General features: G+C 73.9%; 16 protein-coding genes. 7 read left to right on the top strand and 9 right to left on the bottom strand.

Features of this window, described 5'->3' with window-relative positions:
• Nucleotides 1-10: 10 nt before the first annotated feature.
• Nucleotides 11-532, top strand: coding sequence for a chloramphenicol phosphotransferase CPT (gene cpt / locus ACIGEZ_RS00470; RefSeq protein WP_399826132.1), 522 nt, complete (start codon nt 11-13; stop codon nt 530-532).
• A gap of 159 nt (nt 533-691) precedes the next feature.
• Here the strand turns inward: cpt and ACIGEZ_RS00465 are convergent, their stop codons facing one another.
• The 6 genes from ACIGEZ_RS00465 to ACIGEZ_RS00440 all read right to left on the bottom strand — a co-directional run bounded on the left by ACIGEZ_RS00465 (nt 692) and on the right by ACIGEZ_RS00440 (nt 6628).
• Nucleotides 692-1084: a hypothetical protein gene (locus ACIGEZ_RS00465; RefSeq protein WP_399826129.1), complete on the bottom strand. Its 393-nt coding sequence runs from the start codon at nt 1082-1084 to the stop codon at nt 692-694.
• Nucleotides 1085-1294: 210 nt separating this feature from the next.
• Nucleotides 1295-2743, bottom strand: coding sequence for a peptidoglycan D,D-transpeptidase FtsI family protein (locus tag ACIGEZ_RS00460; RefSeq protein WP_399824282.1), 1449 nt, complete (start codon nt 2741-2743; stop codon nt 1295-1297).
• Between the two features lie 138 nt (nt 2744-2881).
• Nucleotides 2882-3529, bottom strand: a complete 648-nt coding sequence (locus tag ACIGEZ_RS00455) for a response regulator (RefSeq protein ID WP_399826127.1) — start codon at nt 3527-3529, stop codon at nt 2882-2884.
• A complete protein-coding gene (locus ACIGEZ_RS00450) occupies nt 3529-4776 on the bottom strand; it encodes a sensor histidine kinase (RefSeq protein ID WP_399824280.1) in 1248 nt (415 codons plus the stop codon). The genes ACIGEZ_RS00455 and ACIGEZ_RS00450 overlap by 1 nt, the downstream gene beginning before the upstream one ends.
• Nucleotides 4773-5765 carry a hypothetical protein gene (locus tag ACIGEZ_RS00445; protein ID WP_399824278.1) on the bottom strand — a complete coding sequence of 331 codons (993 nt, stop codon included), beginning with the start codon at nt 5763-5765 and terminating at the stop codon, nt 4773-4775. The genes ACIGEZ_RS00450 and ACIGEZ_RS00445 overlap by 4 nt, the downstream gene beginning before the upstream one ends.
• Before the next feature lie 92 nt (nt 5766-5857).
• On the bottom strand, nt 5858-6628 hold the full coding sequence (locus ACIGEZ_RS00440; protein ID WP_399824276.1) for an IclR family transcriptional regulator: 771 nt from the start codon (nt 6626-6628) through the stop codon (nt 5858-5860).
• A 114-nt stretch (nt 6629-6742) separates the two neighbouring features.
• Here ACIGEZ_RS00440 and ACIGEZ_RS00435 point away from each other — a divergent pair, with 114 nt between their 5' ends.
• Nucleotides 6743-8236 carry an aldehyde dehydrogenase (NADP(+)) gene (locus ACIGEZ_RS00435; RefSeq protein WP_399824274.1) on the top strand — a complete coding sequence of 498 codons (1494 nt, stop codon included), beginning with the start codon at nt 6743-6745 and terminating at the stop codon, nt 8234-8236.
• A 90-nt stretch (nt 8237-8326) separates the two neighbouring features.
• Here the strand turns inward: ACIGEZ_RS00435 and ACIGEZ_RS00430 are convergent, their stop codons facing one another.
• Nucleotides 8327-9325 (bottom strand): zinc-dependent alcohol dehydrogenase family protein, encoded by a 999-nt coding sequence (locus ACIGEZ_RS00430; protein ID WP_399824273.1) that lies wholly within the window; start codon nt 9323-9325, stop codon nt 8327-8329.
• 102 nt (nt 9326-9427) lie between these two features.
• On the opposite strand from ACIGEZ_RS00430, the gene ACIGEZ_RS00425 reads away from it, so the two are divergent.
• A complete protein-coding gene (locus tag ACIGEZ_RS00425) occupies nt 9428-10342 on the top strand; it encodes an AraC family transcriptional regulator (RefSeq protein WP_399824271.1) in 915 nt (304 codons plus the stop codon).
• Here ACIGEZ_RS00425 and ACIGEZ_RS00420 read toward each other — a convergent pair.
• On the bottom strand, nt 10324-11763 hold the full coding sequence (locus ACIGEZ_RS00420) for an MFS transporter (protein ID WP_399824270.1): 1440 nt from the start codon (nt 11761-11763) through the stop codon (nt 10324-10326). The two genes, ACIGEZ_RS00425 and ACIGEZ_RS00420, sit on opposite strands and share 19 nt — an antisense overlap.
• A gap of 70 nt (nt 11764-11833) precedes the next feature.
• Between ACIGEZ_RS00420 and ACIGEZ_RS00415 the strand changes: the two genes are divergently transcribed.
• The 3 genes from ACIGEZ_RS00415 to ACIGEZ_RS00405 all read left to right on the top strand — a co-directional run bounded on the left by ACIGEZ_RS00415 (nt 11834) and on the right by ACIGEZ_RS00405 (nt 14957).
• Nucleotides 11834-12814 carry a GlxA family transcriptional regulator gene (locus ACIGEZ_RS00415; RefSeq protein WP_399824269.1) on the top strand — a complete coding sequence of 327 codons (981 nt, stop codon included), beginning with the start codon at nt 11834-11836 and terminating at the stop codon, nt 12812-12814.
• 250 nt (nt 12815-13064) lie between these two features.
• On the top strand, nt 13065-13757 hold the full coding sequence (locus ACIGEZ_RS00410) for a DsbA family oxidoreductase (RefSeq protein WP_399824268.1): 693 nt from the start codon (nt 13065-13067) through the stop codon (nt 13755-13757).
• A gap of 144 nt (nt 13758-13901) precedes the next feature.
• Nucleotides 13902-14957 carry an aminotransferase class V-fold PLP-dependent enzyme gene (locus tag ACIGEZ_RS00405; protein ID WP_399824267.1) on the top strand — a complete coding sequence of 352 codons (1056 nt, stop codon included), beginning with the start codon at nt 13902-13904 and terminating at the stop codon, nt 14955-14957.
• A gap of 58 nt (nt 14958-15015) precedes the next feature.
• On the opposite strand, the gene ACIGEZ_RS00400 is transcribed toward ACIGEZ_RS00405, so the two are convergent.
• Nucleotides 15016-15510 carry a MarR family winged helix-turn-helix transcriptional regulator gene (locus ACIGEZ_RS00400; protein WP_399824265.1) on the bottom strand — a complete coding sequence of 165 codons (495 nt, stop codon included), beginning with the start codon at nt 15508-15510 and terminating at the stop codon, nt 15016-15018.
• A 117-nt stretch (nt 15511-15627) separates the two neighbouring features.
• On the opposite strand from ACIGEZ_RS00400, the gene ACIGEZ_RS00395 reads away from it, so the two are divergent.
• Nucleotides 15628-16695, top strand: a complete 1068-nt coding sequence (locus ACIGEZ_RS00395) for an alkene reductase (protein ID WP_399824263.1) — start codon at nt 15628-15630, stop codon at nt 16693-16695.
• Nucleotides 16696-16710: the final 15 nt, after the last annotated feature.

The following is a 16710-nucleotide window of genomic DNA, read 5'->3' as shown; positions in this document are numbered from 1 at the left end:
GACGACTCGGATGATCATTCTCAACGGTGGGTCCAGCTCGGGGAAGTCCGGGATCGTACGGTGTCTGCAGGCCGTACTGCCCGATCCCTGGCTCGCGTTCGGGGTCGACTCCTTCGTCGACGCGATGCCCGCCACGATGGAGGGGACGGACGGGGGGCTGGAGATCGGCGCGGACGGCGGGGTGAGCGTAGGGACGGAATTCCGGGCACTGGAGGCGGCCTGGGCCGAGGGCATCGCCGCTATGGCGCGGGCAGGTGCCCGGATCGTCGTCGACGACGTCTTCCTCGGCGGCGCGGAGTCCCAGCAGCGATGGCGGAAGGTCCTCGACGGCCTGGACGTGCTCTGGGTCGGGGTCCGGTGCGACGGCGCGGTCGCCGCCGGGCGGGAGATCGCCCGGGGCGACCGCGTCCGGGGGATGGCCGCCCTCCAGGCGGACGTCGTGCATCAGGGCGTGTTTTACGACCTGGAGGTCGACACGACACGAGCCGAGTCCCTGGAGTGCGCGCGGGCCATCGTCGCCCGTGTCGACTGACCGGGCGCGCGCCGGAGTTCCGGGCGCCCGGGTTCCGTTCCCCCGCCGCCTGGTCGCGACGCGACACGACGGCGGGCCCGCCGGAGCATCAGGTTCGCCGCCTGCCCGGGCCACGCCCAGCCGGCCCACGCCGCACCGGGCCGCCGTGCCGGCCGGCCGTCACGCCACCGCCTGCCGCCGCGCCCGCCGCGTCTCGTACCGCAGCGCCGCCCCCGTCGTCAGCGCGCCCAGGCCCTCCCAGAGGCCCACGCCGAGGAAGCCGGACGGAGCGCGGCCGGTGACGACGGCGAGGGTGAACACGGTGCAGGTGAGCAGGCGGAAGGGGACCGTCCAGCGGAAGAACGGCTTCCAGTCGGCCAGGGCCGCCAGGACGTAGTAGACGCCCATGTTGAGGGCGGCCATCGAGGAGGCCGTCAGGAAGACGAGGGTGTGGTCGCCGTCCGCGCGGCTCGCCCCGGGTACCGGCGAGAAACCCATGAGGCGGATCATCGTGTCCGGGGAGACCAGGCCCACGACGCCCAGGACCGCGGCGAGGACGCCGAAGACGGCCATGGTCCAGCCGGACAGGGAACGGGGCAGACGCACGGCGGTCCTCCGCGAGGTCGAGGATATGCACGGGGCATGACAGGACACCTGCATACCGTGCGGCGGGGGCGGCCGCTCCACCGGCCCCCGCCTTCAGCCCACGTGGCCGAGCCTCAGCCGGCTCACCTCACCTCACCTCACCGCGCCTCAGCCGGCTCACCTCACCCCGCCTTCGGCTCACTTCAGCGCGGCCTTCATCATCTTCTGCGCCACCGGCGCCGCCAGGCCGTTGCCGCTGACCTCGGAGCGGGCCGCTCCCGAGTCCTCGATCATCACCGCGACGGCGACCTCCTTCCCGGTGGCCGGGTCCTTCGCGTACGAGGTGAACCAGGCGTACGGGGTCTTGCTGTTGTTCTCGCCGTGCTGGGCGGTGCCCGTCTTGCCGCCGACCTCCATGCCGTCGATCGCCGCGTTCGAGCCGGTGCCCTTGTCGACCACCGTCCGCATCGCACTGCGCAGCTGCTCCGCCGTGGCGGAGGACACGATCCGCGTGGTGTCACCGTCCTCGTACGACCGGAGCGCGTCGCCGTCGGCGTCGACCACCTTCGAGACCATGTGCGGCTTCGCCAGGAGACCGTCGTTGGCGATCGCCGCCGACACCATCGCCATCTGCAGGGGCGTGGCCGTCACGTCGAACTGGCCGATACCGCTCAGTGCCGTCTGCGCCTCGTCCATGCCGGACGGGTACACGCTCGGGTAGGCGCGCACGGGGACGTCGAGCTCCTTGTCGTCGAAGCCGAACTTCTCCGCCATCGCCTTCACCTTGTCCTGCCCGAGGTCGACGGCCATCTTCGCGAAGACGTTGTTGCAGGAGTACTGCAGCGCGGTGCGGATGGTCGCGTTCTCGCAGGGCGCGGAAGGGTTCTCGTTCTTCAGGTAGCGGGTCGAGCCGGGCAGCTTGTACGGGTCGGGGCTGTCGGTCGCGGTGTCCACGGAGCCGTACAGGCCGTCCTCGAGGGCCGCGGCCGCGACGACCAGCTTGAAGGTCGATCCCGGCGGCAGGGGCTGCCTGAGCGCCCGGTTGACCAGCGGCTTGTTCTCGTCTTCGGTGAGCCGCTGCCACACGTCGCCGTCCGTCAGCCCGGCGATCTTCGACGGGTCGTACGACGGCGTCGACACCATGCCGAGGATCCGGCCCGTCCTGGGGTCGATGGCGACGGCTGCGCCCTTCTTGTCGCCGAGTGCCTCGAAGCCGGCCTTCTGCACGGCCGGGTCGATCGTCGTCAGGACGGCGCCCGGCTCCGCCTGCTTGCCGGTGAGTGCGTCCACCGGGTTCTTCAGCCGGGTGTCGGTGCCGTCCAGGACGTGCGAGTAGATGCCCTCCAGCTGGGTCGCCCCGTAGGCCTGCGAGCTGTACCCGGTGACCGCCGCGTACAGCTCGCCGTCGGTGTAGTCCCGCTTGTACGCGAGGTCGCCGCCCTTCGTCTCCTTCGAACCGGTGACCGGCGAACCGGCCACGATGATGTTCCCGAGCGGTTGCGCGTACTGCGCGATGATCTTCCGCCGGTTGGTCTTGTCGTCCGCGAGGGCCTTGCCTTCGTACGCCTGCACCCAGGTGGCCCGCCCGAGGAGGGCGAGCACCAGGAGCAACGAGAAGACCGAGGCGCGCCTGATCGTCTTGTTCATCCCATATGCGGGACGAGCGGAGCGGGGGCGGGCGTTCCGGATGTGGCGTGATTCTCAGGATTCTCAGGTTTCTCAGCGCACGTTCACCAGAGGTGCCGCGGGGCCGGCCGGCACCCCCGTGGTCGGCCGGCCCCGCCGTCAGCGGGGTGTGATGAAGCCCGACTCGTACGCGGCGATCACGGCCTGCGTACGGTCCCTGGCGCCGGTCTTCGCGAGGACCGAGGCCACGTGCGTCTTCACGGTCGCCGGGCCGACGCCCAGCGGTGCGGCGATCTCCGCGTTGGTCAGGCCCTTCGCCATCAAGCGCAGCACCTCGGCCTCCCGCTCGGTGAGGCGGGCCGCCCAGGCGGGGGCGACCGGCGGGTTGCGGCGGGCGTGTTCGGCGGCGAGGCCGCGGACGGCGGCCGGGTAGAGCAGGGAGTCACTGCGCGCCACCAGGCGGACCGCGCCCACCAGATCCTCCGCCGCGGCCCGCTTGAGCAGGAAGCCGGCCGCGCCCACCCGCAGCGCGTCGTACACGTAGGCGTCGTTCTCGAAGGTGGTGACGACCACGATCCGCGGGGCCTCGGGCAGCGAGGCCAGGATCTGCCGGGTCGCCTGGATGCCGTCGACATCGGGCATCCGCACGTCCATCAGGACCACGTCGGGCCGCAGCTCCCGCACCACCGACACCGCCTCGGCGCCGGTCGACGCCTCCCCGACGACCTCCAGGTCGCGCTCCGCGTCCAGGATCACGCGCAGCGCGGTGCGGACCATGCGTTCGTCGTCGGCGAGCACCACCCGGATCACCGCCCGCCTCCCACCGGCAGGCGGGCGGCCAGCCGCCAGGTGCCGTCCACCGGGCCCGCCTGGGCGGTGCCGCCGAGCAGCCGGGCCCGCTCGGCGATGCCGCGCAGGCCGCGCCCGCCGTCCGGGCGGCTGACCGGCGCGCTGCCGGGCAGCGGATTCTCCATGGTGATCTCCAGTTCGTCCCCCGACAGCGCGATCCGCGCCGTCACCTGCTCGTCCCGCGCGTACCGCACGGCGTTGGTCAGCCCCTCCTGCACGATCCGGTACGCCTCGCGCGACACCGCATCCGGCAGGCCCTCCAGGCTCCCGCGGACGCTCAGCGCCACCCGCGGCCCGGCACCCCTCACCAGCGCGTCGAGCACGTCGAGGCCGGGCGCGGCGAGCTCGCCGTCGTCCTCGCCGCTGCGCAACAGGCCGAGGACGGCGTCGAGTTCGCCGACCGTGCGCCGGGTGGTCTCCTCGATCGCGGTGAGCGCCTCCCGTACGAAGCCGGGGTCGGTCCCCGAGTCGAGCACCCGGCGCGCCGCGCCCGCCTGCAGGGTGACCGCGCTCAGGGCGTGGCCCACCGAGTCGTGCAGCTCGCGCGCGAGCCGGTTGCGTACGGCCAGTTCGGCGGCGCGCCGCTCGGCCGCCGCGAGCCGGTCCACGGGGCTCGGCCCGAGCAGCCGGGGCGCCTGCCGGGCAAGGAGCGCGCCGGTCGCCGCGGCGGTACCCGCGAGGGCGAGCAGCAGGAGCAGCCCGAGCGGCACCCCGGCCCAGGCGAGCCATGCCTGGTCCAGATGCCAGAACCGGCCGACCTCCGAGCCGCGCAGCTCCGCCGAGAACGGCAGCGCCATCACGGCGAGCGCGAACGGCGGCAGTGCCAGCGTGGCCCCGCTGAGCAGCGCGCCCGCCCCCACGTGGAGCACGAACCAGCCGGAGGTCCGCGTCTTCGCGCCCCGCCCCCGGGCGGGCCCGTCCGCGAACCGGTCCGGGGCCACCCCGCACAGGGCCCGCGCCGCCGCCACCGACATCGGCCGGGCGAGCGGGAAGAGCGCGGTGACCGCGGCGATCGGCAGCCCGACCGCGTACGCCGCGAGCTGGAAGCCGAGACTCCCGGAGAAGGTCCCGTTCCCGCCGCCGAACGGCCCCACGACCACGGAACCGACCAGCCAGTACGGCATGAACAGGGCGCCGCCCAGGATCAGATGGAGCCAGCGCCGCCTGGCCCGCTGCCCGAAGAGGGCGCCCCACAGCCGGGTCATACCGAGGTGCTCCGGCGGCTCAGGACCACGGCCAGGCAGCCGGCCAGCAGGAATCCGGTGATCATTTCGCCAGCGTAGGCGGTGGTCATCAGGCCCGGCGGCTCTTTCCCGGCATCGGTCTGCGGCATGAGCACGACCAGCGACATGTACGCGCCCCAGCACCCGGCCGCCCCGGAGGACACCCACGCCAGGGCCATCGCGGTGCGCACCCGCAGCCCGGCGGGGCGGCGCAGCACGAGCAGGAGGGTCACGACGGCGGCGAGGACGAGGAAGGCGGCGCGCATGGCGTCCACGATCGCGTTGTCGGCGTCGTACGCGGCGGCGAGGTCGCGGGGGAGGCCGCGGGCCATGCCGCAGGCCCACAGCGTGTGCAGCGCGGCGGGTACGAGGGCGATGACGGCCGCGGCGACGGCGCAGGCCCGCACGGCGGGGCCGCTCACGCCGGCCGGCAGCTCTCCCAGGCGCCCGCGCCAGACGTGGCCCCAGCGGTCCCGGGCGTACAGGACGAAGAGGGTGCCGAGGGTGAGGCCCTGGACGATGAAGCCGCCGTAGACGACGGGGAAGACCCACGAGTCGAGGAAGGGCTCCGGGGGAGCAGCGGGGGTGCCCGTGGCGGAGGCGCCGAAGAGGGAGACGACGACCTGCGCCGGATAGGCCACCATGATCGGGCCGATGAGCCCGATCGCCGCCCAGACCGGCAGGAGGAGCAGCCAGGCCCGTACCCGCAGCCCCCACGGCCGGGTGAGGAGCAGCGCGAGCAGCACCACGACGGCGTCGGCGACGACCGAGATCCCGTTGCCGACGGCCATCATCGCGGGATGGTCGAGCAGGACGCTGCCGTCGGGGATGCCGATCCTGCTGCCCGCCACCCAGGCGACCTTGATGACGATGTACGGGAGGCAGGCGACCATCGCGAGGACGCGCAGGGTCAGCCGCAGGGGCCCGGCAGGCGCGGCGGCGGTGATGGCGGGAAGGGTCGGTGTCGTCATGCCCCCACCGTCCCGCCAGGACCGGCCCCGCCACCTCCTGCCTCGAGACGAACCGCCTCCGCCGCACGGGGGAGAGCGGCCGCCCCGAAGGGTCAGAGGCGGCGGGTCGCCAGCGCGAGCCGGTCGCGCGCGTCGAACAGCGCGTCCTTGATCAGCTGCTCGTGCCCCGGGGTCAGCCTGGCCACCGGCACCGAGCAGCTGATGGCGTCGCGCGCCGGGGTCCGGTAGGGGATGGCGATGCCGAAGCAGCGCAGCCCCAGGGTGTTCTCCTCGCGGTCCACCGCGTACCCCTGCTCGCGGATGACGTGCAGCTCCTCGATCAGCTGCTCGCGGTCGGTGAGGGTGTGCTCGGTGAGCGCCGGCAGCGTCTCGGGGAGCAGCTTGCGCACCTGCTCGTCGCTGTGGGTGGCGAGCAGCGCCTTGCCGAGCGAGGTGGAGTGGGCAGGAAGCCGGCGCCCGACGCGGGTGAACGGCCGCAGGTAGTGCTGGGACTGGCGGGTCGCCAGATAGACCACGTTGGTGCCGTCGAGGCGGGCCAGGTGGATGGTCTCCGTGGTGTCGTCGGAGAGCCGGTCGAGGGTGGGCCGGGCCGCGGCCACCACCTCGTCGCCGTCGATGTACGAGGTGCCGACGAGCAGCGCCCGCACGCCGATGCCGTACCGGGTGCCGGTCGCGTCGGTCTCCACCCAGCCGAGCTCGACCAGGGTGCGCAGCAGCATGTACAGGCTGGACTTGGGGTAGCCGACGGCCTCCTGCACGGCCGCGAGGGAGTGCATGCCGGGCCGCCCGGCGAAGTACTCCAGCAACTCCACGGTCCGTACGGCGGACTTGACCTGGGCCCCACCCGCGTCGTTCGTCGACATCGCCCTCGCCCCTCTTCCCGAAGCCTCTTGTGGAGACGGCTCGGCCGTCAATAGAGTCCGCTGCGGATTCACCTACAGGGACAGTGTTCAGAATAGCGAACGAGGTGCGTGGCGGTGGCAGCAGAACCAGTGTGGAGTGTGGACCCCCGGACGGGAAAGCCGCGGGAACAGGTTGCGGTGGAGGCCACAGCCGAGGAGATCGACCGGGCCGTACGGGCCGCGCACGCCGCCCGGGGCGCGCTCGCCGACCGCACCGCCCGCGCCGCGCTGCTGCGGACCGCGGCCGACCTGCTCGACGAGGCGGGCGACCACGTCATCGAGGCCGCCGACGCCGAGACCGCGCTCGGACCGGTCCGGCTCACCGGCGAACTCGCCCGCACCACCGCCCAGTTGCGCTTCTTCGCCGACATCGTCGACGAAGCCGCCTTCCTCGACGTGACGATCTCCCTGCCCGATGCCACGACCACCCCGCCCACCCCCGACCTGCGGCGCATGAAGATCCCGCTGGGTGTCGTCGCCGTCTACTCCGCCGGCAACTTCCCGCTCGCCTTCTCCGTCCCCGGCGGCGACACCGCGAGCGCCCTGGCCGCCGGCTGCCCCGTCGTGATCAAGGCCCACCCCGACCACCCGGCCACCTCCGAGCTCTGCGCCTCCCTGCTGCGCCGGGCCGCCGCCAAGGCCGGCCTGCCCGAGGACGTCGTCTCCCTCGTGCACGGCTTCGACGCCGGCGTGCGGCTCATCCGCCACCCGCTGATCGCCGCGGCCGGCTTCACCGGCTCCGTACGCGGCGGGCGGGCGCTCCACGACGCGGCCGCCGCCCGGCCCGTACCCATCCCCTTCCACGGCGAACTCGGCTCGCTCAACCCGGTGGTGATCACCGGCGCCGCCGCCGAGGAGCGGGCCGACGAGCTCGGCGCCGGGCTCGCCGCCTCCATGACCCTGGGCGAGGGCCAGTTCTGCACCAAGCCCGGCTTCGTCCTCGCGCCCCGGGGCGAGGCCGGCGACCGCGTGGTGGCCGCGCTCACCGCCGCCGTCAGCGAGACCGAACCCGGCGTGATGCTCGACCACCGCATGCGCGGCGCCTTCCTCGACGGCGTACGCGAGCGGGCCGCGCTGCCCGAGGTCACCGCCCCCGTCACCCCCGGCGCCGGCGGCGAGCACACGGTCAGCGCCGGCGTCCTCACCGTCGACGCGGGCCTGCTGCCCGGCGGCGGCCACGGACTGCTCCTGGAGGAGTGCTTCGGGCCCGTCACCGTCGTCGCCCGCTACACCTCGCGCGACCAGGTCAGCGCCATCCTCGGCATGCTGCCCGGCAACCTCACCGCCACCCTGCACATCGCCGGCGAGGACCCCGCCGCCGCCTCACTGCTCACCGAACTCACACCGCTGGCCGGACGGATCCTCGTCAACGGCTGGCCCACCGGCGTCGCCGTCGCCGCCGCCCAGCACCACGGCGGCCCCTACCCGGCCGCCACCTCCACCAGCACCTCGGTGGGCGGGACGGCGATCGAACGCTGGCTGCGCCCGGTCACCTACCAGTCGACCCCCCAGCACCTGCTGCCGCCGGAACTGCGCGACGACAACCCGCTGGGCGTGCCCCGCTCGTAGGCGCCCGGGACCGCCCGCCGGGCGTGCCCCGCTCGGAGGCGCCCGGGACCGCCCGCCGGGCGTGCCGCGCTCGGAGGCGCCCGGGACCCCCTACACCCGCACCACGATCTTCCCGGTGTGGGTGTTCGACTCCATCAGCCGGTGGGCGTCGGGCATCGCCGCGAGACCCTCGAAGGTCTCGGCGACCACCGGCGCCAGCGAGCCGTCGCGCAGCCCGGAGCCGATGAACCCGGCCATCCGGGCGCGCCCCTCCGGGCTCCGCACGACCGCGCCGTTGGCGTAGCCCCGCACCGTCAGCGGCCACTGCATCGGCACCTCGGCCGGCCGCTCGTCCAGCCAGCCGTACAGCACCGCCGTGCCCTCCGGGCGCAGCGCACCGCCGAGCCGGGCGAAACCGGGGCCGCCGATCGGGTCGAAGACGACGTCGGCACCCCGGCCACCGGTGATCCGCCGCACCTCGTCGACCAGATCCGTCTCGTCCGTCGCCACCACGTGCGGCGCGCCCAGGTCGAGGAGCCGCCCGCGCTTGGCCGCCCCGCGGGTCGCGGCGATCGGCACGGCCCCGATCCGCAGCGCCGTCTGGATCGCTGCCGTACCCACCCCGCTGGACGCGCCGGTGATCACCACATGGCCGCCGGGGCGCAGCCCGCCCGCCTCCACCATGCCGCCGTACGCCGTCGAGTACGCCAGCCAGGCCGCCGCCCCGGCCGTCGCGTCCACCCCCGCGGGCCGCGACACCAGGTACTCCTGCGGCAGCACCACCCGCTCCGCGTACACCCCGTACACCCCGAAGTCGAAGTTGGCCGCCGCCATCACCGCGTCGCCCGGCGCGAAAGCCGTGACGCCCTCGCCGACCTCCTCGACCACCCCGGCCGCCTCGTAGCCGAGCCGCGAACCGGGCAGCGTCGCCTGGTAGTAGTAGCCGCCCGAACGGAACAGCGCCTCGGCGCGGTTGAGACCGATCGCCTCGACCCGCACCCGCACCTCGCCCGGCCCCGGCGCCGCGAGGACGAGTTCCTCGACGGTCAGCACCTCCGGGCCGCCGAGCTCGTGGAACACCACCGCCGTCGTCTTCATGTCATTTCCCATGACCACGACGCTAGGCGTACGCGCAGAGACGATCCATATCCCGATCTCTCCCGACCATGTCCGATCGTCTCCCTCCCCACGGAGCGCGCTACGGTGCCGGGCATGGACGTACTGAGCGATGCCATCGCCGCCATGCGCACCGGCCGGCCGCACTCCTCCCGTACCGTCAGGTTCGCCCCCTGGGGCATCCGCTTCCCCGCCACCAGAGGCGCCGGATTCCACGTCGTCCTCCAGGGCACGGCCTGGCTGCTGCCCCCCGACGGCTCGGCGCCCGTCCGGCTCGGCCCCGGCGACGTCGTGCTGCTCGCCCACGGCACCGGACACGGCCTCGCCGACCGCCCCGACACCCCGCTCGCCGACGCCGTCCCCGCGCCCGACGGCTCCTGGCCCACCGGACCCGACCGCGGGCCCGTCGGCACCGAGGAGACCCTGCTCCTGTGCGGGGCCTACCAGCTGAGCCGGGCCCGCGCACACCCCCTGCTCACCGAGCTGCCCCCGTACGTCCACATCCCGGCCCGGATCGGCGCCCACCCCCGGCTGCGCGCCGCCGTCGACCTGCTCGGCGCCGAACTCGCCGAACCCCAGCCCGGATCCGACAGGATCGTCCCCGCCCTGCTCGACACCCTGCTGCTCTACCTGCTGCGCACCTGGTGGCTGACCGAGCGCGCCGACCGGTCCACCGGCTGGTCCGCCGCCCTCAGCGACCCGGCCGTCGCCGGCGCCCTGCGCGCCCTGCACGACGACCCGGCCCGCGCCTGGACGGTCGAGGAGCTCGGCTCCCTCGGGGGCCTGTCACGGGCCGCGTTCGCCCGCCGGTTCACCACCCTGGTGGGGCGGCCGCCGCTCGCGTACCTCACCTGGTGGCGGATGACCACGGCCGGCCGGCTGCTGCGCACCGACGACCTGCCGCTGCGGGCCGTGGCCCAACGCGCCGGCTACTCCTCGGAGTTCGCCTTCGCCAAGGCGTTCAAGCGGGAGTACGGAGTGGCCCCGGGCCGCTATCGGCGCAGTGCCTGACGGTGCCGCGGCAGCCGGGTCGAGGCCAGGGCGGTGACGGTCACGAGCGCCGCGCTGATCAGAGCCGAGGTCCGCAGCGCCGTCGCCATGCCTTCGGCGGCCAGCGAGCCGAAGACCGCGACGGCCAGCGCACCCGCCGTCTGCCGGATCGCGTTGAGCAGACCCGCCGCCGTGCCCGCCCGCTCGGCCGGAACGGCCTCCATCATCGAGGCGATCAGCGGCGGCAGCGAGAACCCGGCCCCGAGCGCCAGCGGCACCAGCAGCAGCGCCTGCGCCGCACGCGGGGTGTCCGCGTCCACGGTCAGCAGGCCCAGCAGACCGGCGACCGCAACGACCTGGCCCACGACGATGGGCAGCCGGGCCCCGTACCGGGCCGCCACCTTCGCCGACAGCACGTTCACGCCCGCGAGCAGTCCCGTCATCGGCAGGAACATCAGGCCGGCGCCCAGCGCCGACAGCCCGAGGACCTGCTGGAAGAACAGGCTGAAGACAAAGATCATGCCGTAGAAGGCCACGCTGTTCGCCGAGCCCGCCGCCACCGCCACCGCGACCGTCGTGTCGCGGAAGAGCCCCAGCGGCACCATCGGGTGCGCCCGGCGGGCCTCGACCAGCAGGAAGGCGGCGAAGGAGACCACCGCGACACCCAGCGCCCACCACCCGGCCGTGCCGCCCTCGATGGCCGCGAAGGTCAGCGCGCCGAGCGCCGCCATCGCCGTCAGCTGCCCCGGCAGGTCCAGCGGCGCGTGACGCCTGGCCGAGGCGGCCACCCGGGCCAGCAGGAGGAGCGCGACGAGGCCGAGCGGCAAGTTGATGAAGAAGATCCCGCGCCAGCTCCACGCCGTGGTCAGCGCACCGCCCGCGACCGGGCCGAGCGCCACCGCGACCGTGCCGCCCGCCGCCCACAGCGACACCGCGCGGGCCCGCCGTACCGGATCGCCGTACGCCTCCCGTACCAGCGCGAGGGAGGCCGGCAGCATCACCGCTGCCGCCGCGCCCTGCACCGTACGGGCCGCGAGCAGCGCCGGCAGGCCGGGGGCCAGGCCGCAGGCGGCGGAGGCCAGGGCGAAGACGACGACCCCGGCGCCGTACGCGCGGCTCGCGCCGATCCGGTCGGCGAGCGCCCCGCTGGACAGCAGCAGCGCGGCGAAGGCCAGCGTGTAGGCGTCGACCACCCACTGCAGACCCGTCATCCCGGCCCGCAGGTCGGCGCCGATCGCGGGCAGGGCGACGTTGACCACCGAGGTGTCGAGGGTGATGAGGGCGAAACCGAGCATCGCGGCGGCGAGCGCCGGGCCGGGCGATCCGGTACGGGCCGGGGCGGCGGCCCCGCGGGAGGCGACGGTCGGTCCAGGGGAGGCGACGGTGGATCCGGGGGAGGCGGCGGTGGATCCGGGGGTGTCGGAGAGGTCGGTCGTTGTCATGCGCCCAGCCTGGTGATCATGGCGGCCGTAGAGTAGTGGCCCGAATGCCATATGACCGGAGGTTCTGGCCATGTCCTGTGTCCGGCGCGTCGCCGTCATCGCCGCCCCGCCCGTCTCCATGTTCAACCTCGCCATCCCGGAGATGCTCTTCGCCAAGGTCGACATCGACGGCGCCCCCGGCTACGAGACGGTCCTCTGCGCCCCCGACCCCGGCCCCGTCGCCACCACCGGCGGCCTCGACCTGCACGTGCCGCTCGGGCTCGACGCGGCGGACTCGGCCGACACCGTGATCCTGGCCGGCAGCGGCTCGTACACCGACCCGGATCCGCGCATCCTCGACGCGCTGCGCCGCGCCGCCGCCGCGGGCAAGCGGATCGCCTCCATCTGCACCGGCTCCTTCGCGCTCGCCGCCGCCGGGCTCCTCGACGGGCGCGCGGCCACCACCTACTGGGCCTACCGCGAGCTGCTCGCCGAACGCCATCCGACGGTCGACCTCCAGGGCGACGTGCTCTTCGTCCAGGACGGCCAGGTGCTCACCTCCTCCGGCTACGCCGCCGGCATCGACCTGTGCCTGCACATCATCCGCACCGACCACGGCGCCGCCGTCGCCAACGCGGTGGCCCGGCTCGCTCTCGTCGCCCCCGTACGGCCCGGCGGCCAGGCCCAGTTCACCCGCACTCCGCTGCCGCCCGAGCGCGGGGTCTCCTTCGCCGCCACCCGCGCCTGGGCCATGGAGCACCTCGACCGGCCGCTCACCCTCACCGACCTGGCCCGCCACGCCGGGGTGTCCGTGCGCACCCTCTCGCGCCGCTTCCACGCCGAGACCGGCGTCAGCCCGCTCCAATGGCTGCTGCACCAGCGCGTCGATCGCGCGAAGGAACTCCTGGAGACCACCTCCCTGCCCATGGACCAGGTCGCCCGGGCGAGCGGCCTCGGCACGGCGGACTCGCTGCGCCAGCACCTCCTGCGCAGGACCGGGCTCACCCCGAGCGCCTACCGGGCGTCCTTCAGCCGCCTCGCCGGAGCCACGCCCGCGGTCTCCGCGTCCTGACGAATCATGATCGGATCCAATATCCGAGATCCAATATCCGAGATCCAATATCCGAGATCCGAACGAGAACGGCACCCGCGCCCAGGCCCTCTGCGCGGCCCTCGGCTGGACACCGGACCCCGACACCCCCCGCTCCGGCACCCCCTTCGTGCTCCGCCTCACACTGGGCCCCGCGGCGGAATGAACCCGGCAGGCCGGGGCGTTTCCGCCACGGAACACCCGCCCCCCAGTCCAGGAGAGAAGCCACACCATGCGCGTCGAGATCTGGAGCGACATCGCCTGCCCCTGGTGCTACATCGGCAAGGCCCGCTTCGAGCAGGGACTCGCGGCCTTCGCCCACCGCGACGAGATCGAGGTCGTGCACCGCTCCTTCGAGCTCGACCCGCACCGCGCCAAGGGCGACACCGGCCCGGTCCTGGAGATGCTGGCGAAGAAATACGGCCGCACCCTCGACGAGGCCCGCGCCATGGAGGCCCACGTCGCCTCCAACGCCCACTCCGAGGGCCTCGGCTACCGCACCGAGGGCCGTGACCACGGCAACACCTTCGACATCCACCGCCTCCTCCACCTGGCCAAGGAGCGCGGCAGGCAGAACGAGCTCCTGGACCTCGCCTACCGCGCCAACTTCGCCGAGGAGCGCTCGGTCTTCGACGCCGAGACCCTCGTCGCCCTCGCCGTCGAGGCCGGCCTCGACGAGGCCGAGGCCCGAGCGGTGCTCGCCGACGAGACCGCGTACGCCGACGCCGTACGGGCCGACGAGCGCGAGGCAGCCGAACTCGGCGCGAACGGCGTGCCGTTCTTCGTCCTCGACCGCAAGTACGGCGTCTCCGGCGGCCAGCCCGCCGAGGTCTTCACCCAGGCCCTGGAGCAGGCCTGGCAGGGCCGCACCCTGCAGCCGGTCGGCGGGGACGCCGCCGCCTGCGACATCGACGGCACCTGCTGAGCCGCTGACCTGCCGACCTGCCGACCTGGCGAGCCGCCGACCCGCCGAGCGGAACCGACCGGGTTTCGGCCATAAGCAGGCCTTGGGGATTCTCCATGATCTTCAACAATTGACGTGAGATCGTGGGGAATCCAGGCTGGGCCCATGGATACCCTGGACCCTCTGGGCGGAGCCGAGTTCGCCCCGAAGCAGACCTACCTCAACACCTCCGCCTGCGCCCTGATGCCCCGCCGCACGGTCGAGGCCGTCACGCTCCTCGCCGAGGAGACCGCGGCCGGCCGCCCCGGCGGCGCCGGCGAATTCGACATCGTCGACGAGGCCCGTGCCACCTTCGCCCGGCTCGCCCACGTCACCCCCGACCGGGTCGCGGTCGGCAGCTCGGTCTCCGTCCACGTCGGCATGGTGGCGCAGTCCATGGCGGCCGGCGCCGAGATCCTCTTCCCCGAGGGCGACTTCTCCTCCGTCATCACCCCCTTCACCGTCCGCGACGACCTGAAGATCCGCTACGTGCCGCTGGAGCGGCTCGCGGAGTCCGTGCGGCCCGAGACCGCGCTCGTCGCGTTCTCCGCCGTGCAGTCGGCGGACGGCCGGACGGCCGACTTCGCGGCCGTCCGCGCGGCGGCGGCCGCCCATGGCGCCCGCACCCTCCTCGACGCCACCCAGTCCGCGGGCTGGCTGCCGCTGTACGCGGGGGAGTGGGACTTCACCGTCTCCGGCGGCTACAAGTACCTGCTCTGCCCGCGCGGAGCCTCCTTCATCACCGTCACCGAAGAGGCCCAGGACGTGCTGCGGCCGATCCACGCGGGCTGGGTCACGGGCGAGGACCTGTGGGCCAACAGCTACGGCCCGGTGCGCGAACTGGCCCGCTCCGCACGCCGGTTCGACGAGCCCGCGGCCTTCCTGTCATACCACGGCGCGGCCCGCTCGCTCGCCCTCCTCGAGGAGATCGGCATCGAGCGCATCGAGGCCCACAACAAGGCGCTGGCCGCCCGCTTCCGGGCCGGGCTCGACGCCCTCGGCCACCCCGCGGTCGCGGACGACTCCACCGTGGTGGGCATCCCGGGCCTCGGCGACCGCAGCGACGCGCTGCGCGAGGCCGGCGTGCTCGTCTCCGCCCGCGCGGGCAACCTGCGGGCCTCCTTCCACCTGTACAACTCCTCGGCGGACGTGGACCGGGCCCTGGAGGTCCTGGCGCGCTAGGGGGTGTCTCGTCGGCCCGGGGTGATCGGCGAGACGCCCGAGGCCGTGGCCTGACGCCTCAGCACTCGCCCGCCTCCCGGCAGAGGTTCCCCTCCAGACGGCCGAGGAGGCGGGCCAGTTCCGCGCGTTCGGCCTCGTCGAGGCCGGCCAGGGAGTGCCGCTCCAGGCCCGTCCAGACCTCCTCGACCCGGGCGCGCAGGTCCTCGCCCTGCTCCGTCGGCTCGACCAGGACGGCCCGCTTGTCGGCCGGGTCGGGGCGGCGGCGGACATGGCCGCACTGCTCCAGGCGCTGGAGCATCTTCGTGACCGTCGACGGGTCGAGCCCGAGCGACTGGATCAGTGTGGACTGCCGGACCGGACCGCAGTCCCACAGCGCCATCATCAGGAACTCCTGGCCCGGGTAGAGCCCCAGTTCCTTGAGGAGTCGCCCCGCCTCGACCCGGTGCAGCCGGGCCACCCGGGACAGGGCGAGGCTGACCGGCCCGCCGCGTGCGGCGGACGGCAGGTGGCCGGCGGGGCCGGGGTCGGTACAGAAGGGTTCGCTCGCGGGCATCGGGGGCCTCCTCCTCAAGGGCTCCGCCCCAGAATAACTTGGTCGGCCAAGGAATGGGTTACAGTGGCGTTCGTACGGAGATAGTTGGCCGACCACATAAATCCTGAGGGGACCGTCATGACCACCGCATTCGACCCCGTCGACCTCGCCGGCACCCGACTCGCCAACCGCATCGCCATGGCGCCCATGACCCGCAGCCGGGCCGAGGCCCAGGGCCGTACCCCCACCCCGCTCACCGCGGAGTACTACGCCCAGCGCGCCTCGGCCGGACTGATCATCACCGAGGGCATCCAGCCGGTCCCCGAGGGCCAGGGCTACCCGAACACCCCCGGACTGCACAGCCGCGAGCAGATCGCCGCCTGGCGCGAGGTCACCGACGCCGTCCACGAGCGCGGCGGAAGGATCTTCGCCCAGCTGATGCACTCGGGCCGGATCGGCCACCCCGACCTTCTCGACGGCGACCTCCACCCCGTCGCACCGTCCCCCGTCACCCCGGCCGGACAGCTCTTCGCCGGCTCGGGACTCATCGACTTCACCACCCCGCGCGAACTCACCGGCGACCAGGTGCGGGAGACGATCGAGGGCTTCGCCGCCGCCGCGCGCAACGCGATCGAGGCCGGCTTCGACGGCGTCGAGATCCACGGCGCCAACGGCTACCTCGTCCACCAGTTCCTCGCCACCGGCTCCAACCACCGCACCGACGAGTGGGGCGGCCCGGTCGAGAACCGGATCCGCTTCGCCGTCGAGGTCACCCGCGCCGTCGCCGCCGAGATCGGCCCCGGGCGCACCGGCCTCCGCCTCTCCCCGGGCAACCCGTACAACGACATCGCCGAGACCGACACCGAGGAGACCTACACCCGCCTCGTCGACGCGATCGAACCCCTCGGCCTCGCCTATCTGCACCTCCTGGAGATCGGGCCCGAGGTGCGCGAGACGACCCTCGCGCTGCGCAAGCGGTTCTCCGGCACCCTCGTCCTCAACCCGGCCACCGACGGAACCACCGGCCCCGAATCGCTGGCGCTGATCGAGGACGGCACCGCCGACCTCGTCGCGTACGGCGCGATGTTCATCGCCAACCCCGACCTGCCCGCCCGGCTGCGGGCCGGCGGCCCGTACAACACCCCGGACCGCACGACCTTCTTCGGCGGCGACCACCGCGGCTACACCGACTACCCGGCGCTGTAGCGACGGCCCGGACGC

The organism is Streptomyces sp. NPDC085481, assembly GCF_044541845.1.
Classification (GTDB): domain Bacteria; phylum Actinomycetota; class Actinomycetes; order Streptomycetales; family Streptomycetaceae; genus Streptomyces.
This window is presented reverse-complemented; position numbering and strand designations above follow the sequence as displayed.

Excerpts from the sequence above, each read along its gene's own strand:
- cpt (WP_399826132.1), top strand. The coding sequence starts at position 11 with ATGATCATTCTCAACGGTGGGTCCAGCTCGGGGAAGTCCGGGATCGTA.
- ACIGEZ_RS00465 (WP_399826129.1), bottom strand. The coding sequence starts at position 1,084 with ATGGCCGTCTTCGGCGTCCTCGCCGCGGTCCTGGGCGTCGTGGGCCTG.
- ACIGEZ_RS00460 (WP_399824282.1), bottom strand. The coding sequence starts at position 2,743 with ATGAACAAGACGATCAGGCGCGCCTCGGTCTTCTCGTTGCTCCTGGTG.
- ACIGEZ_RS00450 (WP_399824280.1), bottom strand. The coding sequence starts at position 4,776 with ATGACCCGGCTGTGGGGCGCCCTCTTCGGGCAGCGGGCCAGGCGGCGC.
- ACIGEZ_RS00445 (WP_399824278.1), bottom strand. The coding sequence starts at position 5,765 with ATGACGACACCGACCCTTCCCGCCATCACCGCCGCCGCGCCTGCCGGG.
- ACIGEZ_RS00440 (WP_399824276.1), bottom strand. The coding sequence starts at position 6,628 with ATGTCGACGAACGACGCGGGTGGGGCCCAGGTCAAGTCCGCCGTACGG.
- ACIGEZ_RS00430 (WP_399824273.1), bottom strand. The coding sequence starts at position 9,325 with ATGGGAAATGACATGAAGACGACGGCGGTGGTGTTCCACGAGCTCGGC.
- ACIGEZ_RS00425 (WP_399824271.1), top strand. The coding sequence starts at position 9,428 with ATGGACGTACTGAGCGATGCCATCGCCGCCATGCGCACCGGCCGGCCG.
- ACIGEZ_RS00420 (WP_399824270.1), bottom strand. The coding sequence starts at position 11,763 with ATGACAACGACCGACCTCTCCGACACCCCCGGATCCACCGCCGCCTCC.
- ACIGEZ_RS00415 (WP_399824269.1), top strand. The coding sequence starts at position 11,834 with ATGTCCTGTGTCCGGCGCGTCGCCGTCATCGCCGCCCCGCCCGTCTCC.
- ACIGEZ_RS00410 (WP_399824268.1), top strand. The coding sequence starts at position 13,065 with ATGCGCGTCGAGATCTGGAGCGACATCGCCTGCCCCTGGTGCTACATC.
- ACIGEZ_RS00405 (WP_399824267.1), top strand. The coding sequence starts at position 13,902 with ATGGATACCCTGGACCCTCTGGGCGGAGCCGAGTTCGCCCCGAAGCAG.
- ACIGEZ_RS00400 (WP_399824265.1), bottom strand. The coding sequence starts at position 15,510 with ATGCCCGCGAGCGAACCCTTCTGTACCGACCCCGGCCCCGCCGGCCAC.
- ACIGEZ_RS00395 (WP_399824263.1), top strand. The coding sequence starts at position 15,628 with ATGACCACCGCATTCGACCCCGTCGACCTCGCCGGCACCCGACTCGCC.